Annotated in this window: 17 protein-coding genes and 1 other RNA gene; 7 read left to right on the plus strand and 11 right to left on the minus strand. The window is 68.3% G+C overall.

The genetic code is table 11. From position 1 onward, the window contains the following. Positions 1–192 precede the first annotated feature (192 nt). Positions 193–642, minus strand: coding sequence for a ribonuclease HI (rnhA, locus tag AC1RDS_RS06565; protein ID WP_026436780.1), 450 nt, complete (start codon positions 640–642; stop codon positions 193–195). Continuing rightward, the gene (locus tag AC1RDS_RS06570) at positions 639–1,535 is read right to left on the minus strand and encodes a class I SAM-dependent methyltransferase (protein WP_348683439.1); all 897 of its coding nucleotides are present in this window, start codon (positions 1,533–1,535) and stop codon (positions 639–641) included. Before AC1RDS_RS06570 ends, rnhA begins: the two co-directional genes overlap by 4 nt. On the opposite strand from AC1RDS_RS06570, the gene gloB reads away from it, so the two are divergent. Both gloB and AC1RDS_RS06580 read left to right on the plus strand, forming a co-directional pair. Further along, the gene (gene gloB, locus AC1RDS_RS06575) at positions 1,534–2,307 is read left to right on the plus strand and encodes a hydroxyacylglutathione hydrolase (RefSeq protein ID WP_348683440.1); all 774 of its coding nucleotides are present in this window, start codon (positions 1,534–1,536) and stop codon (positions 2,305–2,307) included. The two genes, AC1RDS_RS06570 and gloB, sit on opposite strands and share 2 nt — an antisense overlap. Further along, positions 2,307–3,809, plus strand: a complete 1,503-nt coding sequence (locus AC1RDS_RS06580) for a transglycosylase SLT domain-containing protein (protein ID WP_348683442.1) — start codon at positions 2,307–2,309, stop codon at positions 3,807–3,809. Before gloB ends, AC1RDS_RS06580 begins: the two co-directional genes overlap by 1 nt. A gap of 27 nt (positions 3,810–3,836) precedes the next feature. On the opposite strand, the gene AC1RDS_RS06585 is transcribed toward AC1RDS_RS06580, so the two are convergent. Then, complete coding sequence (locus AC1RDS_RS06585) at positions 3,837–3,989, minus strand: DUF3096 domain-containing protein (protein ID WP_092696510.1); 153 nt, start codon at positions 3,987–3,989, stop codon at positions 3,837–3,839. Positions 3,990–4,108: 119 nt separating this feature from the next. Beyond that, positions 4,109–5,158 carry an ABC transporter substrate-binding protein gene (locus AC1RDS_RS06590; protein WP_348683444.1) on the minus strand — a complete coding sequence of 350 codons (1,050 nt, stop codon included), beginning with the start codon at positions 5,156–5,158 and terminating at the stop codon, positions 4,109–4,111. Here AC1RDS_RS06590 and AC1RDS_RS06595 point away from each other — a divergent pair. Continuing rightward, positions 5,157–5,294, plus strand: coding sequence for a hypothetical protein (locus AC1RDS_RS06595; protein ID WP_159433756.1), 138 nt, complete (start codon positions 5,157–5,159; stop codon positions 5,292–5,294). The two genes, AC1RDS_RS06590 and AC1RDS_RS06595, sit on opposite strands and share 2 nt — an antisense overlap. On the opposite strand, the gene AC1RDS_RS06600 is transcribed toward AC1RDS_RS06595, so the two are convergent. From AC1RDS_RS06600 to dnaX, 4 genes are all read right to left on the minus strand, one after another. Further along, positions 5,285–5,707, minus strand: a complete 423-nt coding sequence (locus tag AC1RDS_RS06600) for an MAPEG family protein (protein ID WP_092696508.1) — start codon at positions 5,705–5,707, stop codon at positions 5,285–5,287. The genes AC1RDS_RS06595 and AC1RDS_RS06600 overlap by 10 nt on opposite strands. An 81-nt stretch (positions 5,708–5,788) precedes the next feature. After that, entirely contained in the window at positions 5,789–6,379 is a 591-nt protein-coding gene (gene recR, locus AC1RDS_RS06605; RefSeq protein WP_092696507.1) for a recombination mediator RecR, read from the minus strand. A 249-nt stretch (positions 6,380–6,628) separates the two neighbouring features. Then, a complete protein-coding gene (locus AC1RDS_RS06610) occupies positions 6,629–6,961 on the minus strand; it encodes a YbaB/EbfC family nucleoid-associated protein (RefSeq protein WP_010457931.1) in 333 nt (110 codons plus the stop codon). Between the two features lie 41 nt (positions 6,962–7,002). Next, entirely contained in the window at positions 7,003–8,997 is a 1,995-nt protein-coding gene (gene dnaX, locus AC1RDS_RS06615; RefSeq protein WP_092696506.1) for a DNA polymerase III subunit gamma/tau, read from the minus strand. A gap of 178 nt (positions 8,998–9,175) precedes the next feature. On the opposite strand from dnaX, the gene ffs reads away from it, so the two are divergent. The 4 genes from ffs to mepK all read left to right on the plus strand — a co-directional run bounded on the left by ffs (position 9,176) and on the right by mepK (position 11,771). Continuing rightward, positions 9,176–9,272: signal recognition particle sRNA small type (gene ffs / locus AC1RDS_RS06620), an RNA gene on the plus strand. Between the two features lie 70 nt (positions 9,273–9,342). After that, positions 9,343–9,558: a hypothetical protein gene (locus AC1RDS_RS06625; RefSeq protein WP_026436787.1), complete on the plus strand. Its 216-nt coding sequence runs from the start codon at positions 9,343–9,345 to the stop codon at positions 9,556–9,558. A gap of 122 nt (positions 9,559–9,680) precedes the next feature. Continuing rightward, entirely contained in the window at positions 9,681–11,171 is a 1,491-nt protein-coding gene (locus AC1RDS_RS06630; RefSeq protein ID WP_081679682.1) for a L,D-transpeptidase family protein, read from the plus strand. Between the two features lie 33 nt (positions 11,172–11,204). Further along, positions 11,205–11,771 (plus strand): peptidoglycan L,D-endopeptidase MepK, encoded by a 567-nt coding sequence (gene mepK, locus AC1RDS_RS06635; protein WP_026436789.1) that lies wholly within the window; start codon positions 11,205–11,207, stop codon positions 11,769–11,771. 31 nt (positions 11,772–11,802) lie between these two features. On the opposite strand, the gene AC1RDS_RS06640 is transcribed toward mepK, so the two are convergent. The 3 genes from AC1RDS_RS06640 to AC1RDS_RS06650 all read right to left on the minus strand — a co-directional run bounded on the left by AC1RDS_RS06640 (position 11,803) and on the right by AC1RDS_RS06650 (position 19,339). Next, positions 11,803–13,161: a TIGR03862 family flavoprotein gene (locus AC1RDS_RS06640; RefSeq protein ID WP_026436790.1), complete on the minus strand. Its 1,359-nt coding sequence runs from the start codon at positions 13,159–13,161 to the stop codon at positions 11,803–11,805. Positions 13,162–13,198: 37 nt separating this feature from the next. After that, on the minus strand, positions 13,199–16,627 hold the full coding sequence (locus AC1RDS_RS06645; protein ID WP_026436791.1) for a UvrD-helicase domain-containing protein: 3,429 nt from the start codon (positions 16,625–16,627) through the stop codon (positions 13,199–13,201). A gap of 165 nt (positions 16,628–16,792) precedes the next feature. Further along, complete coding sequence (locus AC1RDS_RS06650) at positions 16,793–19,339, minus strand: PD-(D/E)XK nuclease family protein (RefSeq protein ID WP_348683477.1); 2,547 nt, start codon at positions 19,337–19,339, stop codon at positions 16,793–16,795. Positions 19,340–19,410: the final 71 nt, after the last annotated feature.

The following is a 19,410-nucleotide window of genomic DNA, read 5'->3' on the forward strand; positions in this document are numbered from 1 at the left end:
CCATCAGACCACAGCGCCGCGCCGCTGCCTACTGGAAAGGCGCAGGCCGATGCCCACCGGCAGAGTGCTCACACACCAGGAATTTGGTTAAAAACACCTGAAGCGCCTAATTCATGTGCGCTTATAGCTACCAATAAAGTAGCAATCAACAAGAAATCGGCAGCGCATACCCGCCAGATCTGGTCGAGAACTTCAGCGCCGCCCCAGGGCCTGTTCCACACCGCGGTTGGCCAGGGCATCGGCCCGCTCGTTGCCCGGATCGCCCGAATGACCCCGCACCCAGCGCCAGTCGATGCGGTGACCGGCCCCGGTGACCAGCGCATCCAGACGCTGCCACAGCTCGACGTTTTTCACCGGCTGCCTGGCGGCGGTGCGCCAGCCGCGCGCCTTCCAGCCGTGGATCCATTCGGTGATGCCCTTGCGCACATATTCGCTGTCGAGGTACAGCGTCACCGCGCAAGGCCGCTTGAGCGCAGACAGCGCCTCGATGACGGCCAGCAGTTCCATGCGGTTGTTGGTGGTGCCGAGCTCGCCGCCAAACAGCTCTTTTTCAGTGGCACCGGAGCGCAGTAAAACGCCCCAGCCGCCGGGGCCCGGATTGCCCTTGCAGGCACCATCGGTATAGATCTCGATCTGATTCAAACTTTTTTCCTGTGGGTGCGGTCTGTGGCGCCCGGTGCCATGGTGGGCACCAGGCTGGTGCGGTGCGACGGTTTCTGGCTGGCACCGCGGTGGGCCACCGGCACCGACGCGGCAGCGCGCTGCGGTGCGGTGCGCCAGGCGGGTTCGAGCAGGCGCATGCCATGCACGCGCTTGACGGCCACCAGAAAGTACGCGGCCCCGAGTATCGGCCACCATTGATCGCCCAGGCGGTCCATCCAGGCAAATCTTTCCAGCCAGTGGCTGCTGCGCACGGCCGGCCGGTAGCAGCCAAAGCGCGCCGACTCGACCTCGAAATTGAGCAGCCGCAACCAGTCGCGCAGCCGCCGGTAGCCAATGAACTCGCCCGCATCCGGCAGGTACAGGCGGCCCCGCCCCAGGCGCTGGTACAGGCGCGCGCGGTGTTGGCGCAAGGCCCACAGGCTGACCGGATTGAGCCCGCTGATCACCACCCGCCCCTCGGGCACCAGCACGCGCTCCACCTCGCGCAGCGCGGCATGCGGGTCCGCGCTCTGCTCCAGCGTGTGCGGCAGCACGATGAGGTCCAGGCTGTTGTCCGCAAACGGCAGCGCCACCGGGTCGGCCAGCAGGGCCAGCAGGCGCAGGGGGTCTGGCGCGGGCGCGGCGCCAGCGGGTGGCGGGCCTGCAGCGCAGGTGCCCGGCAGCAGGGCCATACCCTCTTCGCCCAGGGCCAGCCACTGGTGAGGCATGCGGTTGGCGCGCAGGCCGTCGAGCATCGGAATGCCGATCTGCAGGCCATGGTAGCCAAAGATGTCCACCACCGCCTCATCGAAGCGCTGCTGCTCCCACGCCAGCAGGTAACGGCCGGGGGGGGAGTCGAACCAGTGGTGCAAACTTATAATTTGATCGCTCATGAACCTGCTACCGCTGCCCGCCTTTGCCGATAACTACATCTGGATGCTGCACAACGGCCGCCAGGCCATCGTGGTGGACCCCGGTGACGCGGCGCCCGTGCTGCAGGCGCTGCAGGCCCAGGGGCTGCAGTTGCAGGCCATTCTAGTCACGCACCACCACGCCGATCATGTGGGCGGCGTGGATGCCTTGCGCGCTGCCACCGGCGCCCAGGTGTTCGGCCCGGCGCGCGAGCGCATCCCCGAGCCGCTGGTGCGCCTGGCGCAGGGCGACAGCGTGGATCTGCTGGGCCTGCGGTTTTCCGTGCTCGATGTTCCGGGCCACACGGCTGGCCACATCGCCTATTACTGCCCCGACATGGAGGGCGCGCCCCTGCTGTTTTGCGGGGACACCCTTTTCTCGGGCGGCTGCGGGCGCCTTTTTGAAGGCACGCCCGCGCAGATGCTGGCATCGCTCGACCAGCTGGCCGCCCTGCCGGGCAGCACGCGCGTGTGCTGTACCCATGAGTACACGTTGTCCAACCTGAAATTTGCGCGTGCCGTGGAACCCGGCAACGCCGCCTTGCTCCACTACAGCAGCCATTGCACGGCCTTGCGGGCGCAAAACCAGCCCACGCTGCCATCACGCATGGCGCTGGAACGTGACATCAACCCCTTTCTGCGCGTGCGCGAAACCACAGTCGCCGCAGCCGCCCAGGCCTTTGACGCCCGGGTCCCACAACACGACGCCGTGGCGGTATTTGCCGCCCTGCGCCAATGGAAAAACGACTTCTGATGAAAATTCTGCGCTTCGCCTGCCTTGCAGGACTGCTGTGGCTCACCGGCTGCGCCACCACCGGCACCCCCTCCAGCAACCCGTTCGACACCGATTCGCCCGCGGGCACCGCCAGCCACATCCCCGTCATCCCCAATGGGCCGCTGAGCCCGATCACGGCCGGCCGCGCCGCCAGCAGCGAAGTGGCCTCGCTGTTCACGCCCGCCGACCTGTGGGAGCGCATTCGCCGCGGTTTTGCCATGCCCGACCTGCAGCACGAACTGGTGCAGGACCGCGAGCAGTGGTACGCCAGCCGCCCCGACTACATGCAGCGCATGACCGAGCGCTCCAGCAAATACCTGTTCCACATCGTTGAAGAGCTCGAACGCCGAGGCATGCCCACCGAGCTGGCGCTGCTGCCCTACATCGAAAGTGCCTTCAACCCGCAGGCCGTCTCCAGTGCCAAGGCCGCCGGCATGTGGCAGTTCATGCCGGCCACGGGCAACTACTTCGATCTCAAGCAGAACGCCTTTCGCGACGACCGCCGCGACGTGCTGGCATCCACCCGCGCCGCGCTCGACTACCTGCAAAAGCTGTACGGCATGTTTGGCGACTGGCACCTGGCCCTGGCCGCCTACAACTGGGGTGAAGGCAGCGTGGGCCGCGCCATTGCCCGGAACCAGAAAGCCGGGCTGGGAACGCGCTACACCGACCTGAACATGCCTGCGGAAACGCGGCTGTATGTGCCCAAGCTGCAGGCCGTCAAAAACATCGTGGCCAACCCCGAGGCCTTTCGCACCGAACTGCCACTGATCGAAAACCACCCCTATTTCCAGACGGTGGACATCACCCACGACATCGACGTGGCGATGGTGGCCCAGCTGGCAGGGGTGCGCGAAGCGGATTTTCGTGCGCTGAACCCCTCGTTTCACCGTCCGACCATTTTTGCCGCAGGCACCCCCCAGATCCTGCTGCCCTGGGACAACGCGCGGGTCTTCCAGCGCAACCTTGACGCCAAAAACCAGGGGCAATACGCCAGCTGGACGGTGTGGTCCGTGCCCACCACCATGAGCGTGGCCGATGCCGCCCAGCGTACCGGCATGAGCGAAAACGACCTGCGCAGCCTCAACAACATTCCGCCGCGCATGCTGATCAAGGCCGGATCGGCGCTGATGGTGCCGCGCACCACCACCACCCGCCAGGATGTTTCAGCCCACCTGGCAGACAACGGCCAGCTGGCCCTCACACCTGAAATCGTGACCCGCCGCACCACGGTGCGCGCCGGCAAGCGCGACACCGTGCGCAGCATGGCACAGCGCTACCGCGTCAGCGTCGACAACGTGGCCGACTGGAACGATGTGAAGACCGGTGCAGCCTTCAAGGCCGGCCAGCAGGTGGTGATGTTCCTGCCGGTGCGCATGAGCAAAGGGTCATCGGCCAGCGGCTCAGCCAGTCGCACAACAGGAAGCAAGGCCCCAGCCCCCACACGCAAGGGTGGCAAGCCCTCCAAGAAACGCCGCTGAGCACGAGTGCTGCTGTGCCGTGGGCACTTACAAGCGCAGGGTGTGCATGCCCAGCAAGCCCAACACGCCGATCACGATCAGGTAAAGCGCCACGATGGTGCTCAGCAGGCGCGGCATGACCAGGATGAGGATGCCCGCGATCAGGGAAACGAGCGGGCCAATGCTGAGGCTCAGCGACATGAGAGGGTCCTTTGAACTGAGTGAGGAAGAGTGGCGAACACCGGGCACAGCCCCGTTGGCCCGGCATTCTCACCCACTGCGCAGGCCGTCAGCGCCTTCGCACCGCCAGGGCGCGCATCTCACACCCCGAATTTCTGCCGCGCCTTTCGGGTCAGGTCATCGGTGAAGGTGCGTGCCAGGCTGGCCCGTGTGTCCAACATGCCGGGATAGGACTGCGCAAGCGCCCGCAAGGCGGTTGCCGGTCCGTCCTCGGGCATGAGCCCATTGGGCGAAAACGTCTCGCGCACCCGGTTGAACGCCGCCAGATAGACCGCCCTGTCACCCAGCAGGTAACTGGCAGGCACCGCCTTGACCAGATCGGCCGGCGCTGCTGTCTGCAGCCACTTGAGCGCATGCACGATGCCATTGACCAGCGCCTGTGCCACCACGGGCTCCTGGTGCAGAAATGACTGGGGGGCAACCAGGCAACTGGCAGGCATGGCGCCGCCAAACACCTCCTGCGTGGCCTGGAGCGTGCGCAGGTCGCCGACAAGGCGCACCTCGCCCCGTTGCTCGAGCAGCGCCATGATGGGGTCGGCATGGCACAGCGCATGGATGCGGCCTGTGCGCAGCGCCGCCAGGGCAGCAAGCCCCGTTCCCACGCCCACGAAGGAGACAGTGTGCACATCCACGCCCGCGCGGGCCAGCAGCATGCTCGCCATCACCTGGGTGGACGAGCCCAGGGCCGAAACACCGATGCGCCGTCCCCGCAGGTCCGATGGCCCCCGATAGCTCGGCACCGCCCGCAGCGACACGCCCAGCGCCTGCTGCGGCGCCCGCCCCTGCACCACGAAAGCGCGGTAATCGTGGCCCCGACTCTGCTGGCGCAGAGTGTGTTCATAGGCACCCGAGCAGACCTGGGCCACTCCGTCCTGCACCGCCCGCAAGGCCAGGGCACCACCGGGGTAGTCAAGCACCGTGACATCCAGTCCTTCGGCCTGGAAAAAACCCAGCCGGCCCGCGATGGTCAGGGGCAGGTGGTACAGCACGGCCTGCCCGCCCACCGCGATGGTGACGCGCCGCGCCGCGGCGCCGGGCGCATACGCCCAGGCGCCAGAAGTGCATGCCGCGACTGCCGACAGGGCAGACAGGGCACCAAAGGCACGGCGGCTGACAGGAGGAAGGGACATGGAAAAAACGGAAAAGCAGGAAATTGCTGCAACGCAACAATCGTGCCGCAGCCGCTGCATGGGCGCATCAGGGTCTTCCCCTGAGCGCTTCTACGTATTGCTGTGCGGGCATCAGCCCACACCGTTTCAGCGGTAGCCGATGAAGAAAATGGCGATGTTCACCAGGAACGCCGCACCCCACACCGCGCTGCGGGCCTTGGGCATGTCCGAGACATACATCAGGATGTAGAAAACGCGCAGCATGATGAACAGGAAAGCGAGGATGTCGAGCAGGGTCTGCGCCGCACCCAGCTGGTGTGCAATGACGACCGCTCCGATGAAGAATGGCAGCGCCTCGAAACTGTTGGCCTGCGCTGCGTTCGCGCGGGCATGCCAGTCGGACTGGCGGGCCATCCAGGCACGCGGGTCATGGTTGTCGTAGCCCCCTTCGCGGCGCGGCCTGCCCAGGCCACCGCTCTTGGCCAGCCACGCGCACACCAGGGGCAGCAGCACGGCCATGAAAACACACCAGTAGGCCACCGTGAAACGCGCCACATGCAAGGAATTCATTTTGTCCCTAGACGGATATAGCGCAGCACCGACAAGCGCTGTTCGCTATTAAATCGGGAGTATTCTAGCGACGAAAAGAGGCTAGCGACGGTCTACCAGCGCATGCGCGATGGTGCCCAGGTCCACATACTCCAGCTCGCTGCCCACGGGTACGCCCCGCGCCAGCCGCGTGACATGCAGGCCCCGGCTTTTGAGAGCCTCGCTGATCACATGGGCCGTGGCCTCGCCCTCGGCATTGAAATTGGTGGCCAGGATCACCTCCTGCACCACGCCGTTGCAGGCCCGCTCCATGAGCTTGTGCAGGCCAATCTCCTGGGGGCCGATGCCGTCGAGCGGACTGAGCCGCCCCATCAGCACAAAGTAAAGCCCCTTGAACGCCCCCGTGCGCTCCAGCGCCGACTGATCGGCGGGCGTCTCGACCACGCACAGCCGCGTGGCGTCGCGCTCCGGGTCCAGGCAGGTGCTGCACACCTCGGCCTCGGTGAAGGTATGGCACAGCGTGCAGTGGCGCACCGACCCCACGGCCTCCTCCAGCGCCCGCGACAGCGCCAGCGCCCCCTGCCGGTCATGCTGCAGCAAATGAAACGCCATGCGCTGCGCAGACTTCACCCCCACCCCAGGCAGCCGGCGCAGCGCCTGGATCAGAACGTCGAGGGAGTTGGTGGTGGACATCGGTGGGTGAGCGATCGGGGTGACGGTGTGGGAGGAGGAGGAATCGGGGTCAGGCTTCGACAGGCTCAGCCCGAACGGTATGCGGAGGGCGCAGTCTCAACTTGAAACTCCCCAAAACCCCGCCCTCAAGGGCGTAGCGAGCGGGATGAGCTGCTAGGCGGCCGGAGCGCAGGAACCGGAACGTACTGGCAGTACGTGAGGATTCCGAGCACCGCCCAACGACGCAGATCGCCCGCTCGGTAGCCAGCCTCAGAAAGGGAATTTCATGCCGCCGGGGAGGCCTGGCATGCCTTGCGTGAGCTTGCCCATCTTCTCCGCCGAAGTCTCCTCGGCCTTGCGCACGGCCGCATTGAACGCTGCCGCCACCAGGTCTTCGAGCATGTCCTTGTCTTCGGCCAGCAGGCTGGGGTCGATGGTGATGCGCTTGACGTCGTGCTTGCAGGTCATCAGCACCTTGACCAGGCCCGCGCCCGACTCGCCTTCCACCTCGATGAAAGCCAGCTCGTCCTGTGCCTTCTTGAGGTTGTCCTGCATGGCCTGGGCTTGCTTCATGAGGCCGGCGAGTTGTCCCTTGTTGAACATGGTGTGTTTCCTTTTCGTTTCTGTGGAATGGAGGTTGTTGGTCACGCAGGCTTGATGCTGCCCGGCACGATTTTCGCGCCGTAGTCGCGCACCAGCGACTGCACATAGGGGTCGTTCATCACGATGTCTTCGGCCACGCGCTGGCGCTCGGCGGCGGCGGCGGCGTTGCGGCGGGCGGGGCTGTCAATCACCACGCCCACTTCCACGCTGATCTGGTTGGCATGGCCGGCGGCCTCCAGCGCGGCACGCAGCCGCTCGCGGGCCAGGGGCTGGTTGAGCGATTCGCGCTCGACGCGCAGCAGCCAGTGGCCGCCATCCCGCGCCACCAGCTGGGACTGCAGGGCCAGCTCGCGCACCAGGGCGGTAATGGTTTCGGCCACCACCAGCTGCTGCACGGTGCGGTGCCATATGTCGCCTTCGTCCGTAGGGGTGTAGCGCGCCGAGACGGGGGTGGGCGCAGACAGGGGCAACGGCTGCAGTCGCTCACCAGGCTCGGGCAACTCTCGCACGGGAATCGCTACATATTCAGGAGCATTTTGCGCAAGAACGGCATGCACCGGGGCCTGGTTCCCATCAAAATCTTCGGTGGTGCGCACCGGCAGAACGGTGGCAGTGGGCGCTTCGGTCCGCACGGTATCCAGCTCGTCCGAACCCGGCCAAGGAGGCGGCTCGGAGGCATCGGAAGGTACGTCTTCTGACGGCGCGGAGGCGGACGGGGACGGTTGAACCGACAGGACCGGGGCGGTGGCAGCCGGGGCAACCAACGCTGCGGGCTGCGCCCCAGGATCCGCTACCGCAGGGGCCATCGGTGCCGACACAGGGGCAGCAGGGCGCGCAGGGGAAGCCTGGAACCCGACAGAACCAGCGGCTACCCGGCCCGAAGACGCCGCCTCAGGCCGCGTCAGAGTTTTTTTTTCAGCCGGTTCGCTCTGGGGCTTGAAGGCCAGCAGACGCAGCAGCACCATGGTCAGCGCGGCATATTCATCGGGCGCCAGGCCCAGCTCGCCCCGCCCGTGCAGGCACAGGCTGTAGAGCAGCTGGGTTTCGTCAGCGGGCATCAGGGCGGCCAGGCGGGCCGTCTCAGAGGCCTCGGGGTCGTCGGCATCCACGGCGCCGGCCATCTGCGGCACGGCCTGGAACACCGCCATGCGCTGCAGCACGGCGCTCATTTCTTCGAGCGTGGACGCGGCCGACAGGCCATTCAGGCGCAGCGTGTCCGAGGTTTCCACCACGGTCTTGCCATCGCCCCGGGCCAGCGCTTCGATGAGGCGGAACACGTAGGAGCGGTCCACCGCCCCCAGCATCTGGCGCACGGCGGCTTCCTGCAACTGGCCGCTGCCAAAGGCAATGGCCTGGTCGGTGAGCGACAGCGCATCGCGCATCGAGCCACGCGCCGCGCGCGACAGCAGGCGCAAGGCCTGCGGCTCGGCCGCTACGTTTTCGGCTGCCAGCACCTGCGTGAGGTGAGACAGCACGGTCTCGGGCGCCATGGGCCGCAGGTTGAACTGCAGGCAGCGGCTCAGCACCGTGACGGGCACTTTCTGCGGGTCGGTCGTGGCGAGCACGAATTTCAGGTATTCGGGCGGCTCTTCCAGCGTCTTGAGCATGGCGTTGAACGCCGTGTTCGTGAGCATGTGCACTTCGTCGATCATGAAGACCTTGAAGCGCCCCTGCACCGGCTTGTACACCGCCTGCTCCAGCAGGCTCTGCACCTCGTCCACGCCACGGTTCGAGGCGGCGTCGAGTTCGGTGTAGTCCACGAACCGGCCGCTGTCGATATCGGTACATGCCTGGCACACGCCGCAGGGCGTGGCCGTGATGCCGCCCTGCCCGTCTGTACCCTGGCAGTTGAGCGACTTGGCCAGGATGCGCGATACCGTGGTCTTGCCCACGCCGCGCGTGCCCGTGAACAGGTAGGCGTGGTGCAACCGCTGCTGGGTGAGCGCGTTGGTGAGGGCCTGCACCACATGCTCCTGCCCCACCATTTCGGTGAAATTGCGGGGACGGTACTTGCGGGCGAGCACGAGGTAGGACATGGGGGGTGATTCTAGGGCCCGCAACGCCACCACCTTCTAAAACCGGCGTGCGCCCCACACCAGGGACACCGCGCAAGGGCCGCCCCGCCGCACTGGTGTCGTCCCCCTTCCCGAATTGCGCGGCAATTCGAGAGAAGGGGGAAACGGCGCGGCCGTTCAGGGGGTAGAATCTCACCCTGACGGGCCTCCCCGCATGGTGAAGCGGCCAACCGGGTCAGGTGGGGAACCAAGCAGCCCTAACTGTGGAGCCAGTGCCGGGGGTAAGGCTCGTCAACTTCTTTCCGATATTGCGTCAGGCAGGGTGACGAAAACCCTGCAGCCACCCGACAACACGACGAGGCGCCCGTGTTCGCAGAGAACTTCAACCCCCTTGCAGCGCTGACGGCTGCCAAGTGCCCCCGTTGCCACGCCACGGGGTTGGTCGAGATTGACGGCGAAGCCCACGACAAGGCGCCGGAGACCGACAAGCACCAGGCCAAGTTCCACGTCAGCCCCAGCCTCTATGCCCAGTGTCCGGCCTGCGGACTGGTCGGCGAATGGCCCGGCATGAGCGACCATTGACAACGATGCGGCGCCTGCCCAGCCCCTTTCTCGCCCTTGCATCCACTTTGTTTCCACGCCTTGGCACCCGTTTGAGTTTGCGCAGCACATGGCTGGCGCTCTGGCTGGCTGTTTGCGCCCCCATGGCAGGCGCCGCGCCCTGGCTGGTGGACGGACGCCCCGCGCCTGCGGCGCAGCAGGCCGTGGACATCCTGGCGGCGGCGGCCACCGAAGGCCTGCAGCCCGACGATTACCACGCCACCCGACTGGCGCAGGCCGTGGCCTCCGCCGCCCGTGGCCCCGCGCTGGGCCCCGATGCCGCACAGCAGCTTGAAGATGCACTCACCGCCGCCCTGCAGCGCTACCTGGGTGACCTGCGATCAGGCCGCATCGATCCGCGCCAGATCCAGCAGAACTACACCCAGCCCGCAGCCCCCCGCATCGACGCCACCACCGCCTTGCAGCAGGCCCTGGCCGCCCCCTCACTGGCCGATGCCGTGCGTGCCGCAGCGCCCCAGGTGCCCCTGTATGCCAGCCTGCGCACTGAACTGGCCCGCTACCGGGCGCTGGGCGCCCCCGCCGCCTGGGCCACCCCCCTGCCGGCGCTGCCGGGCCGCAAGCTGGAGGCCGGCCAGGCCTGGGCAGGCCTGGCCCAGCTGATGCAGCGCCTGGTGGTGCTGGGCGACCTGCCCGCGGATGCGCAGCCGCCAGCGCTTTACGACGAGGCCCTGCAAAACGGCGTGAAGGCCTTCCAGCAACGCCACGCTCTCGCCTCTGACGGCGTGATAGGCAAGGCCACGCTGGATGCCTTGGCCATTTCGCCCACCGCCCGCGCCCGCCAGATCGAGCTGGCCATGGAGCGCCTGCGCTGGACGCCCCTGCTGCGCGGCCCGCGCATGATCGTGGTCAACATCCCCGAATTCGTGCTGCGCGCCTACGAGGTGCAGGACGGACGGGTGTCGCTGCAGCTGGCCATGAAGGTGATCGTGGGCAAGGCGCTGGACACCCGCACGCCGCTGTTCGACGAAGACATGCGCTTCATCGAATTCAGCCCCTACTGGAACATTCCGCCTTCCATTGCGCGCAGCGAAACCATCCCCCGGCTGCGGCGTGACCCTGGTTATTTGCAGCAGCAGGGCATGGAATTTGTGGGCACCAACGGGCAGGTGCACAGCACGCTGGCGCCAGAGTACCTCGACGCCGTGCTGCGCGGGCAGATGCGCATACGCCAGCGCCCCGGGCCCAAAAATGCACTGGGCGACATCAAGTTCGTGTTTCCCAACAACAGCAACATCTACCTGCACCACACGCCCGCACCGTTGCTGTTTCAGCGCGACCGGCGCGACTTCAGCCATGGCTGCATCCGCGTGGAAGACCCCGTGGCGCTGGCCCAGTTTGTTTTGCACAACGACCCGGCCTGGCCCGAAACGCGCATCCGCGAGGCCATGGCCCGGGGCCAGTCGGCCACGCTGCGCCTGGCCAAACCCCTGCCCGTGGTGATTGCCTACAGCACCGCCATCGTCAAGCAGGGCCAGCTGCATTTCTTTGCCGACCTGTACGGGCAGGACAGACTGCTGGACCAGGCCCTGCGCCAGCAATCCGAGCAGCGCCGCCTGCGCGCCGGCGCACTCTGATAAAACCGGTTTCACCCCTTCCTGGAACATGCCATGACCCAGCCCACCCACCCTCTTGCACCGGAACGCCGCCGCTTTCTGGGCACGGGCAGCCGCTGGCTGGTGACCGGGGCCCTGCTGCCGCTGGCGCAGCCCGCCCTGGCCAGCCTGCCCGACGCCCGCAGCCTGTCGCTGGACCACACCCACACCAGCGAGCGTCTGGCCCTGGTGTATGCGCTGGGCGAGCAGTTCGTGCCCCAGGCGCTGAGCAGCCTCAACCATTTCCTGCGCGACCACTACAGCGGCGAGGCCGGCCTGATGGACCCGCAGCTCTTCAACCTGCTGCACCGGATCCGGCAGGAGCTGCGCGCGCAGCAGCCCTTCCAGGTCATTTCAGGCTATCGCAGCGCGGCCACCAACCACACACTGCGCACCACGCGCGGTGGCGGCGTGGCCAAGCGCAGCCTGCACATGGATGGCAAGGCCATCGACGTGCGCCTGCCCGGCGTGCAGTTGGCCAGCCTGCGCGACGCCGCGCTGGCGCTGGGCCTGGGTGGCGTGGGTTTTTACCCGCGCGAGCAGTTCGTGCATGTGGACACCGGCCCCGTGCGCCGGTGGTGATGAAGCGCTATTTTCAATAGCTACTGGCGCTTTATCCTCCATCGCCAGCGCCCAAAAACTTCAAAACCCCCTGCCCCGCCCGCACGCCACTGGCCAGGCTGGCCGTGAGCAGGTAGCCCCCGGTAGGCGCTTCCCAGTCGAGCATCTCGCCCGCGCAGAACACGCCGGGCGCGGCGGTGGCCATGAGGTGCGCATCCAGCGCCTCGAACGCCACACCGCCGGCCGTGCTGATGGCCTCGTCCAGCGGGCGCGCGGCCACCACGGTGATGGGCAGGGCCTTGATGGCATGGGCCAGGGCCACGGGGTCGTTCATGCCGTCCTTGCCCAGGTGTTCGTACAGGATGCCGGCCTTGATGCCATCGAGCCCCAGGCGGCTCTTGAGGTGGCTGGACAGCGAGCGTGAACCGCGCGGGTGGCGCACTTCCACCAGCACACGCTCAGGCACATGGTCGGGCAACAGATCAAGGTGGAACGTGGCATGGCCATGGGCCTCGATCTCGTCGCGCAGCAGCTGCGATGCGGCATAGACCAGGCTGCCCTCCACGCCCGTGGCCGTGGCCACGAACTCGCCCCGGCGGCTGAAGTGCCGGCCCTGGCTGTCGGTAAAACTGAGCGCCACCGATTTGAACGGCTGGCCGGCAAAGCGCTCGGCAAAGTGCGGCGTCCAGCCCACGGCGCCCCCGGGCGTGCGGCCCAGCAGCTCCTGCAGGAATGCGCGGCGGGTTTCGCCGGCGGGTGCATCCATGCGCGGCACATCGAAGCCGCAATTGGCGGGGCGCAGCGGCGCCACGGCCACGCCACGCCCGGCCAGCAAGGGCACCCAGGCGCCATCGGACCCCAGGCGCGCCCAGCTGCCGCCACCCAGCGCCAGCACCACGGCGCGCGCCGTGACCTGCACCTCACCCACAGGCGCCGCAAAACGCAGGGCGCCGCCATCACTCCAGCCCAGCCAGCGGTGGCGCATGTGGAACCGCACCCCCAGCCCGCGCAGGCGCTGCAGCCAGGCGCGCAGCAGCGGCGCGGCCTTCATGTCGACCGGGAACACGCGGCCCGACGTGCCCACAAAGGTTTCCACCCCCAGGCCCTGCGCCCAGGCACGCACCTCGGGCCCGCCAAAGGCCTGGATGAGCGGCTCGACCTGCGGCTGGCGCCCGGCATAGCGGCTGGCAAAGGGCGCGTGCGGCTCGGAATGCGTGAGATTGAGCCCGCCCTTGCCCGCCAGCAGGAATTTGCGCCCCACCGAAGGCATGGCGTCAAACAGATGCACCGCCACGCCCGCCTGCGCCAGCACCTCGGCCGCCATCAGCCCGGCAGGGCCGCCCCCCACGATGGCGGCATCGCAGTGCAGAGGGCTGGCTGCATCGGTGGCCAGGGGGGTGGGTGCGTTCATGGGGAAAACCTTTCGATCCATCGACAACGTTCGGCGCTCAGAACAAGGAGCCTTGGGCAGGCCCCGGCGCGGGGGCGAGAGTATGCCGCACGGCCTGCGCCGCCCGATCCGCGCCCGCTGCCAAGGCAGCTTCGGCGGGAGGTGCGCCATCGGGCACCGGCACCATGCGCCCGTCGCCCGTGAGGAACGCCGCCCGCACCGGCTCGCCGGGTGCCTGCCCCGAGACCGCCGCGCGGTAGCGCTGCAGCTGCGCCATCAGCGCGGGCTGGCGCTCGGGCTCGGCGGCGCTTTTGTAGTCCAGCACCCACCAGCCCGTGCGCTCGGGCGGCTGGTGGCAGTGCACCAGGCGGTCGATGCGCAGGTTCTGGCCCTGGTGGTGCAGGGGCGCCTCGTTGATGGCGGTGTCCACCACCGTCGCATCCCAGGCCCAGGCACCCTCGCCCGCCAGGATACGCCGGGCGGTCTGCGCGGCGGTGCGCGCGGCGCCCACGGTGATGTCGAAGTCCTGCGCCAGGCGCGCAATGCGTGCCGCGGACCAGCCGTGGGCACGCAGCTCGGCCAGTGGCGCACCGGCCACGCCGGCCTGCTCCAGCAACTGGTGCATGGCCTCGCCCAGGCGCGATGCGGGGGTGGACAGCGACGCCTCCGGGTCGGCGCTTTCTTGCACAGCCCGAGGGGTGGCGCGCAATTCAGCAGGAAGCCCCGGCAACTCAGCCAAGGTGAACTGGTCGTGAACGCTGCCCGTCGTGGCGACAAACCCGTCGGATTCAACCGCTTCGTCCAAGGCCTCCACATCAGCCAGCAGCGGCTCCAGCCGGTTCCACCAGCTGCCTGGCGCAGACACGCTGGGCAACACCGACGACAGCGCCAGGCAGTGTTTGGCGCGCGTCATGGCCACATAGAGCATGTTGAGTTCTTCGCGCTGGCGGGCCTGCTGCTCGGCAGCCAGGGCGGCTTCGGCGCTGGGCGGCGGGCTGGATTCGCTGGCCAGAAAGACGAAGCCTGCGGGCACGGCCTGCTCGCCGGGCCAGTCCACCAGCACGCCCATGGTCTCGGCCTTTTGCGGGCGGGTGTCGGTGTCCAGCAGCAGCACGCAGCGCGCCTCCAGCCCCTTGGCTCCGTGCACGGTGAGCAGGCGCACCGCCAGCGCATCCACCCGGCCGGGCGCGCGCACGCCGCCTTTTTTCATGGCGCGCACAAAGGCATAGGGCGTGAGGTAGCGGCCGCCGTCGTGCTGCAGCGCGGCCGACAGCAGCGCGCGCAGATTGGCCAGCACCGCCATGCGCTGCGCGGCGGGCGCGGCGGCGGCAAAGCGGGCCAGCACGTCGCCATGCTGGTAGATGGCGTGCAGCGCATCGTGTGGCGGCAGGGCATCCACCCAGGCCTTGTATTGGGCCAAACGGGTCGATAGCGCTTGCAGTTCAAGCGGTAGCAGATCACTTTCTTGGAGCAAATCAAACCAGCTGCTGCTGGCATGCTCGGGCTGGCGGCGCAGCAAGGCCAGCGCTACCAGGGCGTCATCATTCAGCCCGAACAGCGGCGACTTGAGCGCGCGCGCCAGCGAGAGGTCGTGCCCGGTGGACACCAAGGCATCGAGCAGCGCCACCATGTCCTGCACCTCGGGCGCGTCGAACAGGTCGGCCTTTTCGGGCTGCACGCAGGGCAGATGCAGGGCACGCAAGGCCTCCTGCATGGCGGCGAGCCGATCGCGTTTGCGGGCCAGCACCAGCACTTCGTTCGGCGGCGTGCCTTGCGCGATCTGCGCCGCCACCCAGGCGGCGGCCTGCGTGCATTCGCGCATGCGCTGGGTTTCCTCGGGCTCATGGCGCGGCTCGGTCAGGCTGTCGCGCCAGGCAAACGGGTCGGTGCCCCCGCCACTGTCAGTATCCGGCGGCAGGATGGAGGGCAGGCGCAGCAGCACGCCGGGGTCTTGGGATTCGGTGGTGTGCTCGCGAAAACCGAAGGTTTCACCAAAGCCGCTGGTTGCGTGTTGCGCCTGCGCGGTGCCCATCACATGGTTCACCGCGGCGATCACGCCCGTGGCGTTGCGGCGCGTGTGGTCGCAACTGAGCAGGTCGCCCGCAAGGCCGTCGCGCACAAAGGCCTGCGCGGCAATGAACACCTGCGGCTCGGCGCGGCGAAAGCGGTAGATGCTCTGCTTGGGGTCGCCCACGATGAACACACTGGGCGCCGTGGCTCCGCCGCCCGAGCCCGCGTAGCCCGCCAGCCAGGCGTGCAGCGCCTGCCACTGCAGCGGGTTGGTGTCCTGGAACTCATCGACCAGCAGGTGGCGGATGCGCGCATCGAGCCGCTCCTGCACCCAGCCCGAGAGCACGGGATCGGCCAGCATGACCAGGGCCGTGCGTTCCACATCGTTCATGTCCACCCAGCCGTGCTGGTGCTTGACGGCGGCAAATGCCGCAATCAGGCAGCGCGCCAGGCGGGCCATGCGCTGCTGGTGCTGCCAAGCCTCGTGCTGGCGGCGGGCGGTGAGCGCGCGCTGGCACAGCGCCTGGACGTGGCGCACCTGCTCGATCCCGGCCAGCTTGTCGTTGAACTTGCGCGGCTCGCCCTTTTGGGTGAGCAGGGCGTCGATCAGGCCATCGGCGTCTTCGTTGCTGACTGCCGTTTCCAGCGCGACGCCCTTGGCCGAGAAGGTGGGCGCACTGGCCCGCCCCAGCGCGAGCGCCGCGGCCAGCAGGGCATCACGCTCGCGACGCAACAACGCGATAGCCGGGTCGTTTTCCCCCGACAGATCGGGGAACAGCGCCCCTGCCGGCGGCACCGAGACATCGACCACGCCCGCGGCGTCGGCCAGGTCAAACTCCACCCGCTTGGCGAGCGCCGCCGCCAGCGCCTTGTGCGTTTGCGAGCGGCCATGGCGGGCCACCACGGCCTCGTAGTCGGCCCGCAGCGTGGCGCTGGTGGCAACCGTCTGCAAAAACGGCCCCCACACCTCGCGCACAGCCTCGGCGTCGTCTTCGAGCAGCTCGAAATTGGCCGGCAGGCCCTGCGCCTGCAGCAGCGCCAGCGGCGCCGTGCCGAGCAGCGCGGCAAACCAGCTGTGAAAGGTGCGGATCTGCACCGGGCGGCCGCTGGCCAGCATCTGGTGGTATAGATTTCGTAGCGCCTCGCGCTTGTCTAGCGCACGTTCGGGGCTGATTCCTCTTGCAACCAGCTCTGCGCCCAAGGTATCCAGCGGGGCCTGGGCAAACGTCTCCAGCCACTCCTGCAGCCGCTGGCGCATTTCGCCGGCGGCCTTCTTGGTGAAGGTGATGGCCAAAATTTCATGCGGCGCAGCGCCGTCGAGCAAGGCGCGCAGCATGCGCGAGACCAGCATCCAGGTCTTGCCCGCGCCCGCGCAGGCCTCCACTGCCACGCTGCGCGCGGGGTCGCAGGCGATGGCGTAGAAGGCCGCGCGCGAGACCGGGTGGCCGTTGTGTTCGTAGGCCGCTTGTTCAGTCATTCTGGTGATCCACGGCGCCCTGCCCGCAAGTGATCTGTGAACCCGGCGCGCGCCCGGGCGAGAGACGCCGCGCAAGGGCCGCCCCGCCGCGCTGGCGTCGTTCACCCTCCCGGCGCAGCCGAGAGAGGGGGGAAGCCGCGAAGCGGCTCAGGGGGGTATTCCTGTTCATTTCCAGAAGTCTTTTCGGCACAGCCCCCGCGCGGCGCAGTAGTCGCACACGGTGCCCTCGCCCAGCGCGGGCATGGGCGCGCCAGCCGCAATGCGGGCGAAGTCGTGCTGGATGCCTTCCACCAGCAGGTCGCGCAGGTGCACCACCTCGTCCTGTTCGTGCATTTGCGTCTCGCCGCGCTCGCCCACGTTCACGTAGGCGGCACGCAGCGTGTCGTGGCTCAGCAAGGCGGCGTAGAACGCGAGCTGGGTGTCTTCCGCGCCCGCCTTGATGCGCTGGCGCGTGGCGGTGTCGTTCTCGGTCTTGTAGTCGATGACCAGCGGCGCGGGCTCGCCGGCGGACGAAACGGCATCGATGCGGTCGATGGTGCCCACGAGCTGCAGGGCGCCCAACGGCTGGCTGGCTTGCACCTCGGCCTGCCGAAAGTGGCCCCCGGCCTGTTCATGCTGCGCGAGCCAGCGCAGATAGCCGTCACGCACCTGCGGCCAGCCTGCGGCAAACGGCAGAAAGTCGCCCTCGCCCAGGCCTTGTTGCAGCGTGACGGCCTGCGCGGCGCCGTCCATGCGGGCGATGCGGGTGGCTGCGTCGTCCGTTGGCTCGGCCAGCAAGCCTTCATGAAAGTGCTGCAGCACCGCGTGCAGCCAATTGCCGAAGTCGCGCTTGTCCACCTCGGCGGCCAGCTCGTCGGCCTCCTGCAGGCCCAGCTGGCGCAGCGCAAAAAAACGGTAGGGGCAATGCCGCAGATCGGAATACGCGGTGGACGACAGGCGCAGCACGGGCAGCGCGCGCCCATCGGGCAAAGGCCGCGCCGTGGGGTGCGCCGCCACGGTGCGCTGGCTGCGGTCATCGGCACCTTGGGTGGCCGCGCCTTCGAGGTGCAGCGCCAGCACCAGCGCGCTGGCCAGCAGGGGCTCGCCGCCTTCGTCGCCCGTGCGCCAGAGCACATCCACGGCCGGTGTCTGCAGGGCATGCTGCCAGGCGGCGCGCTGGGCGGTCTCCAGCGATTCGCGCGTGGGCAGGCCCCAGGCCTGGCGCTGCGCGGGGGTCCAGTCGCCGACAGGTTCGGGCGAGGGCTGCAGGCGCTTTTCATCGCAGCCGGGCAGCACCAGGGCGGCAAACGGGCGGGCCAGCAACTGGGGCATGGGCAATACGATCACGGGCGCATCGCCCATCTGGCTGGGTACATAGCGCGCGGCTTCCAGCACCTCGTTGGCCCAGCGGGTGAACTCGGCCAGGGCCATGCGCCGGCCGGCGCTGCCCCAGCCCTCCAGCTCGGCCTCCTGGCCCGCTTGCAGGCGCAGTGCCGTCAGCACGCGGGCGCCTGCGGCCTCCGCTTCGAGCCGGGGCCACTGGCCACTGGCCACCAGCAGGCCACGCAGGGACTGCAGCCACTGCGCCAGCGGACGCGGCGCGCGCAGGCCTTCGCACCATTCCTGCACCTGGGCCACACAGGCCGCCAGCGCGGGCTTGTCGGCCCAGTTGCGTCCGGCCGCGCCCGCCCAGGCGGCCACCGAAGCCTTGCGCAACGCACGCTCCAAGGCGCCAAGCACAGCGGGCTCAATGGCCGGTGCATGCTTGAGCCAGTCCAGCACCTCGTCGGCCGATGCGTTCCAGGCGCAGGCCTTGAGCGCGGCCATCAGCTGCGCGGCCGCCCGGGTGGTCGAGAGCGTCCAGCCGTTTTCATCGCGCACCGCCACACCACAGCTGGTCAGATGCGCCCCGATGCGGCGCGTGAGGGCGCGGTCGTTGGCCGCCAGCGCCACTGGTGTGCGGCCCGCCACCACATGGGCCAGCACACAGGCCGCCGCCCGCTGGGCCTCGTCTTCGGCATCCTGGGCCGCATGCAGGGCAATGCGGCCGCGCGCGTTGGCATCCGGTGCCGCAGGCGGCAATGCCAGGGCCGCGGCCTTGTCGCCCCAATGGACCTGCAGGGCCTGTGCCAAGGGCTCCACCTGAAAGCCTTGCAGAACCACCAGGGCATCGACCGACTGGCGCACGCCGGGCTCGAACAACACATCGGTGGCATGGCGCGATGCCAGTACCCATTCGAGCGCAATGCGGGCCACGACGGCCTCGAAACGCAGGGTCGAACCTTCGTCAGGCTCCGTCATCAGGCTGCGCGCCTGCATCCCCCAGGCCTCACGCTGCGCCGGGGCCATGGCAGCCACAGCCACTGCCAGCTGGGCGGCAGCCTCTTGCAAGGGCACCGCCAGCACGTCGCGTTGCGCGGCCAAGCCGGCGCGGTCGAGCAAGGCGCGTGCGGTGAGCGTGTCGCGCGCCACGTCACCGGCCAGGTCGTCGCCTTGCGGTACAAAAGCGGCCAGCTGGCGGGCCCAGTTGCGCGTGGTTTCGAAACGGGGTGCAAATCCGTCGGCATGGTGCAAGGCCCAGTAACGCTGCGCCCAGGGCATGAGCTGGGCATAGGGCAGCAGCACCACGGTGCGCGCCGGATGGGCCTGCAAACCCAGCATGTGCGCCTCCACCTGGGCCAGAACGCGCTGCCACAAGGCCGCGCACTGATCGCTTTTCGCTATGACTGTCATAGCGTCGTAAGGCCCGGCCACACCGGTGAACATGGGATTGGTTTCTGTCACAATGACCAGACTTTAAACGT

It is taken from the genome of Acidovorax sp. GW823-FHT02H02 (assembly GCF_058797075.1).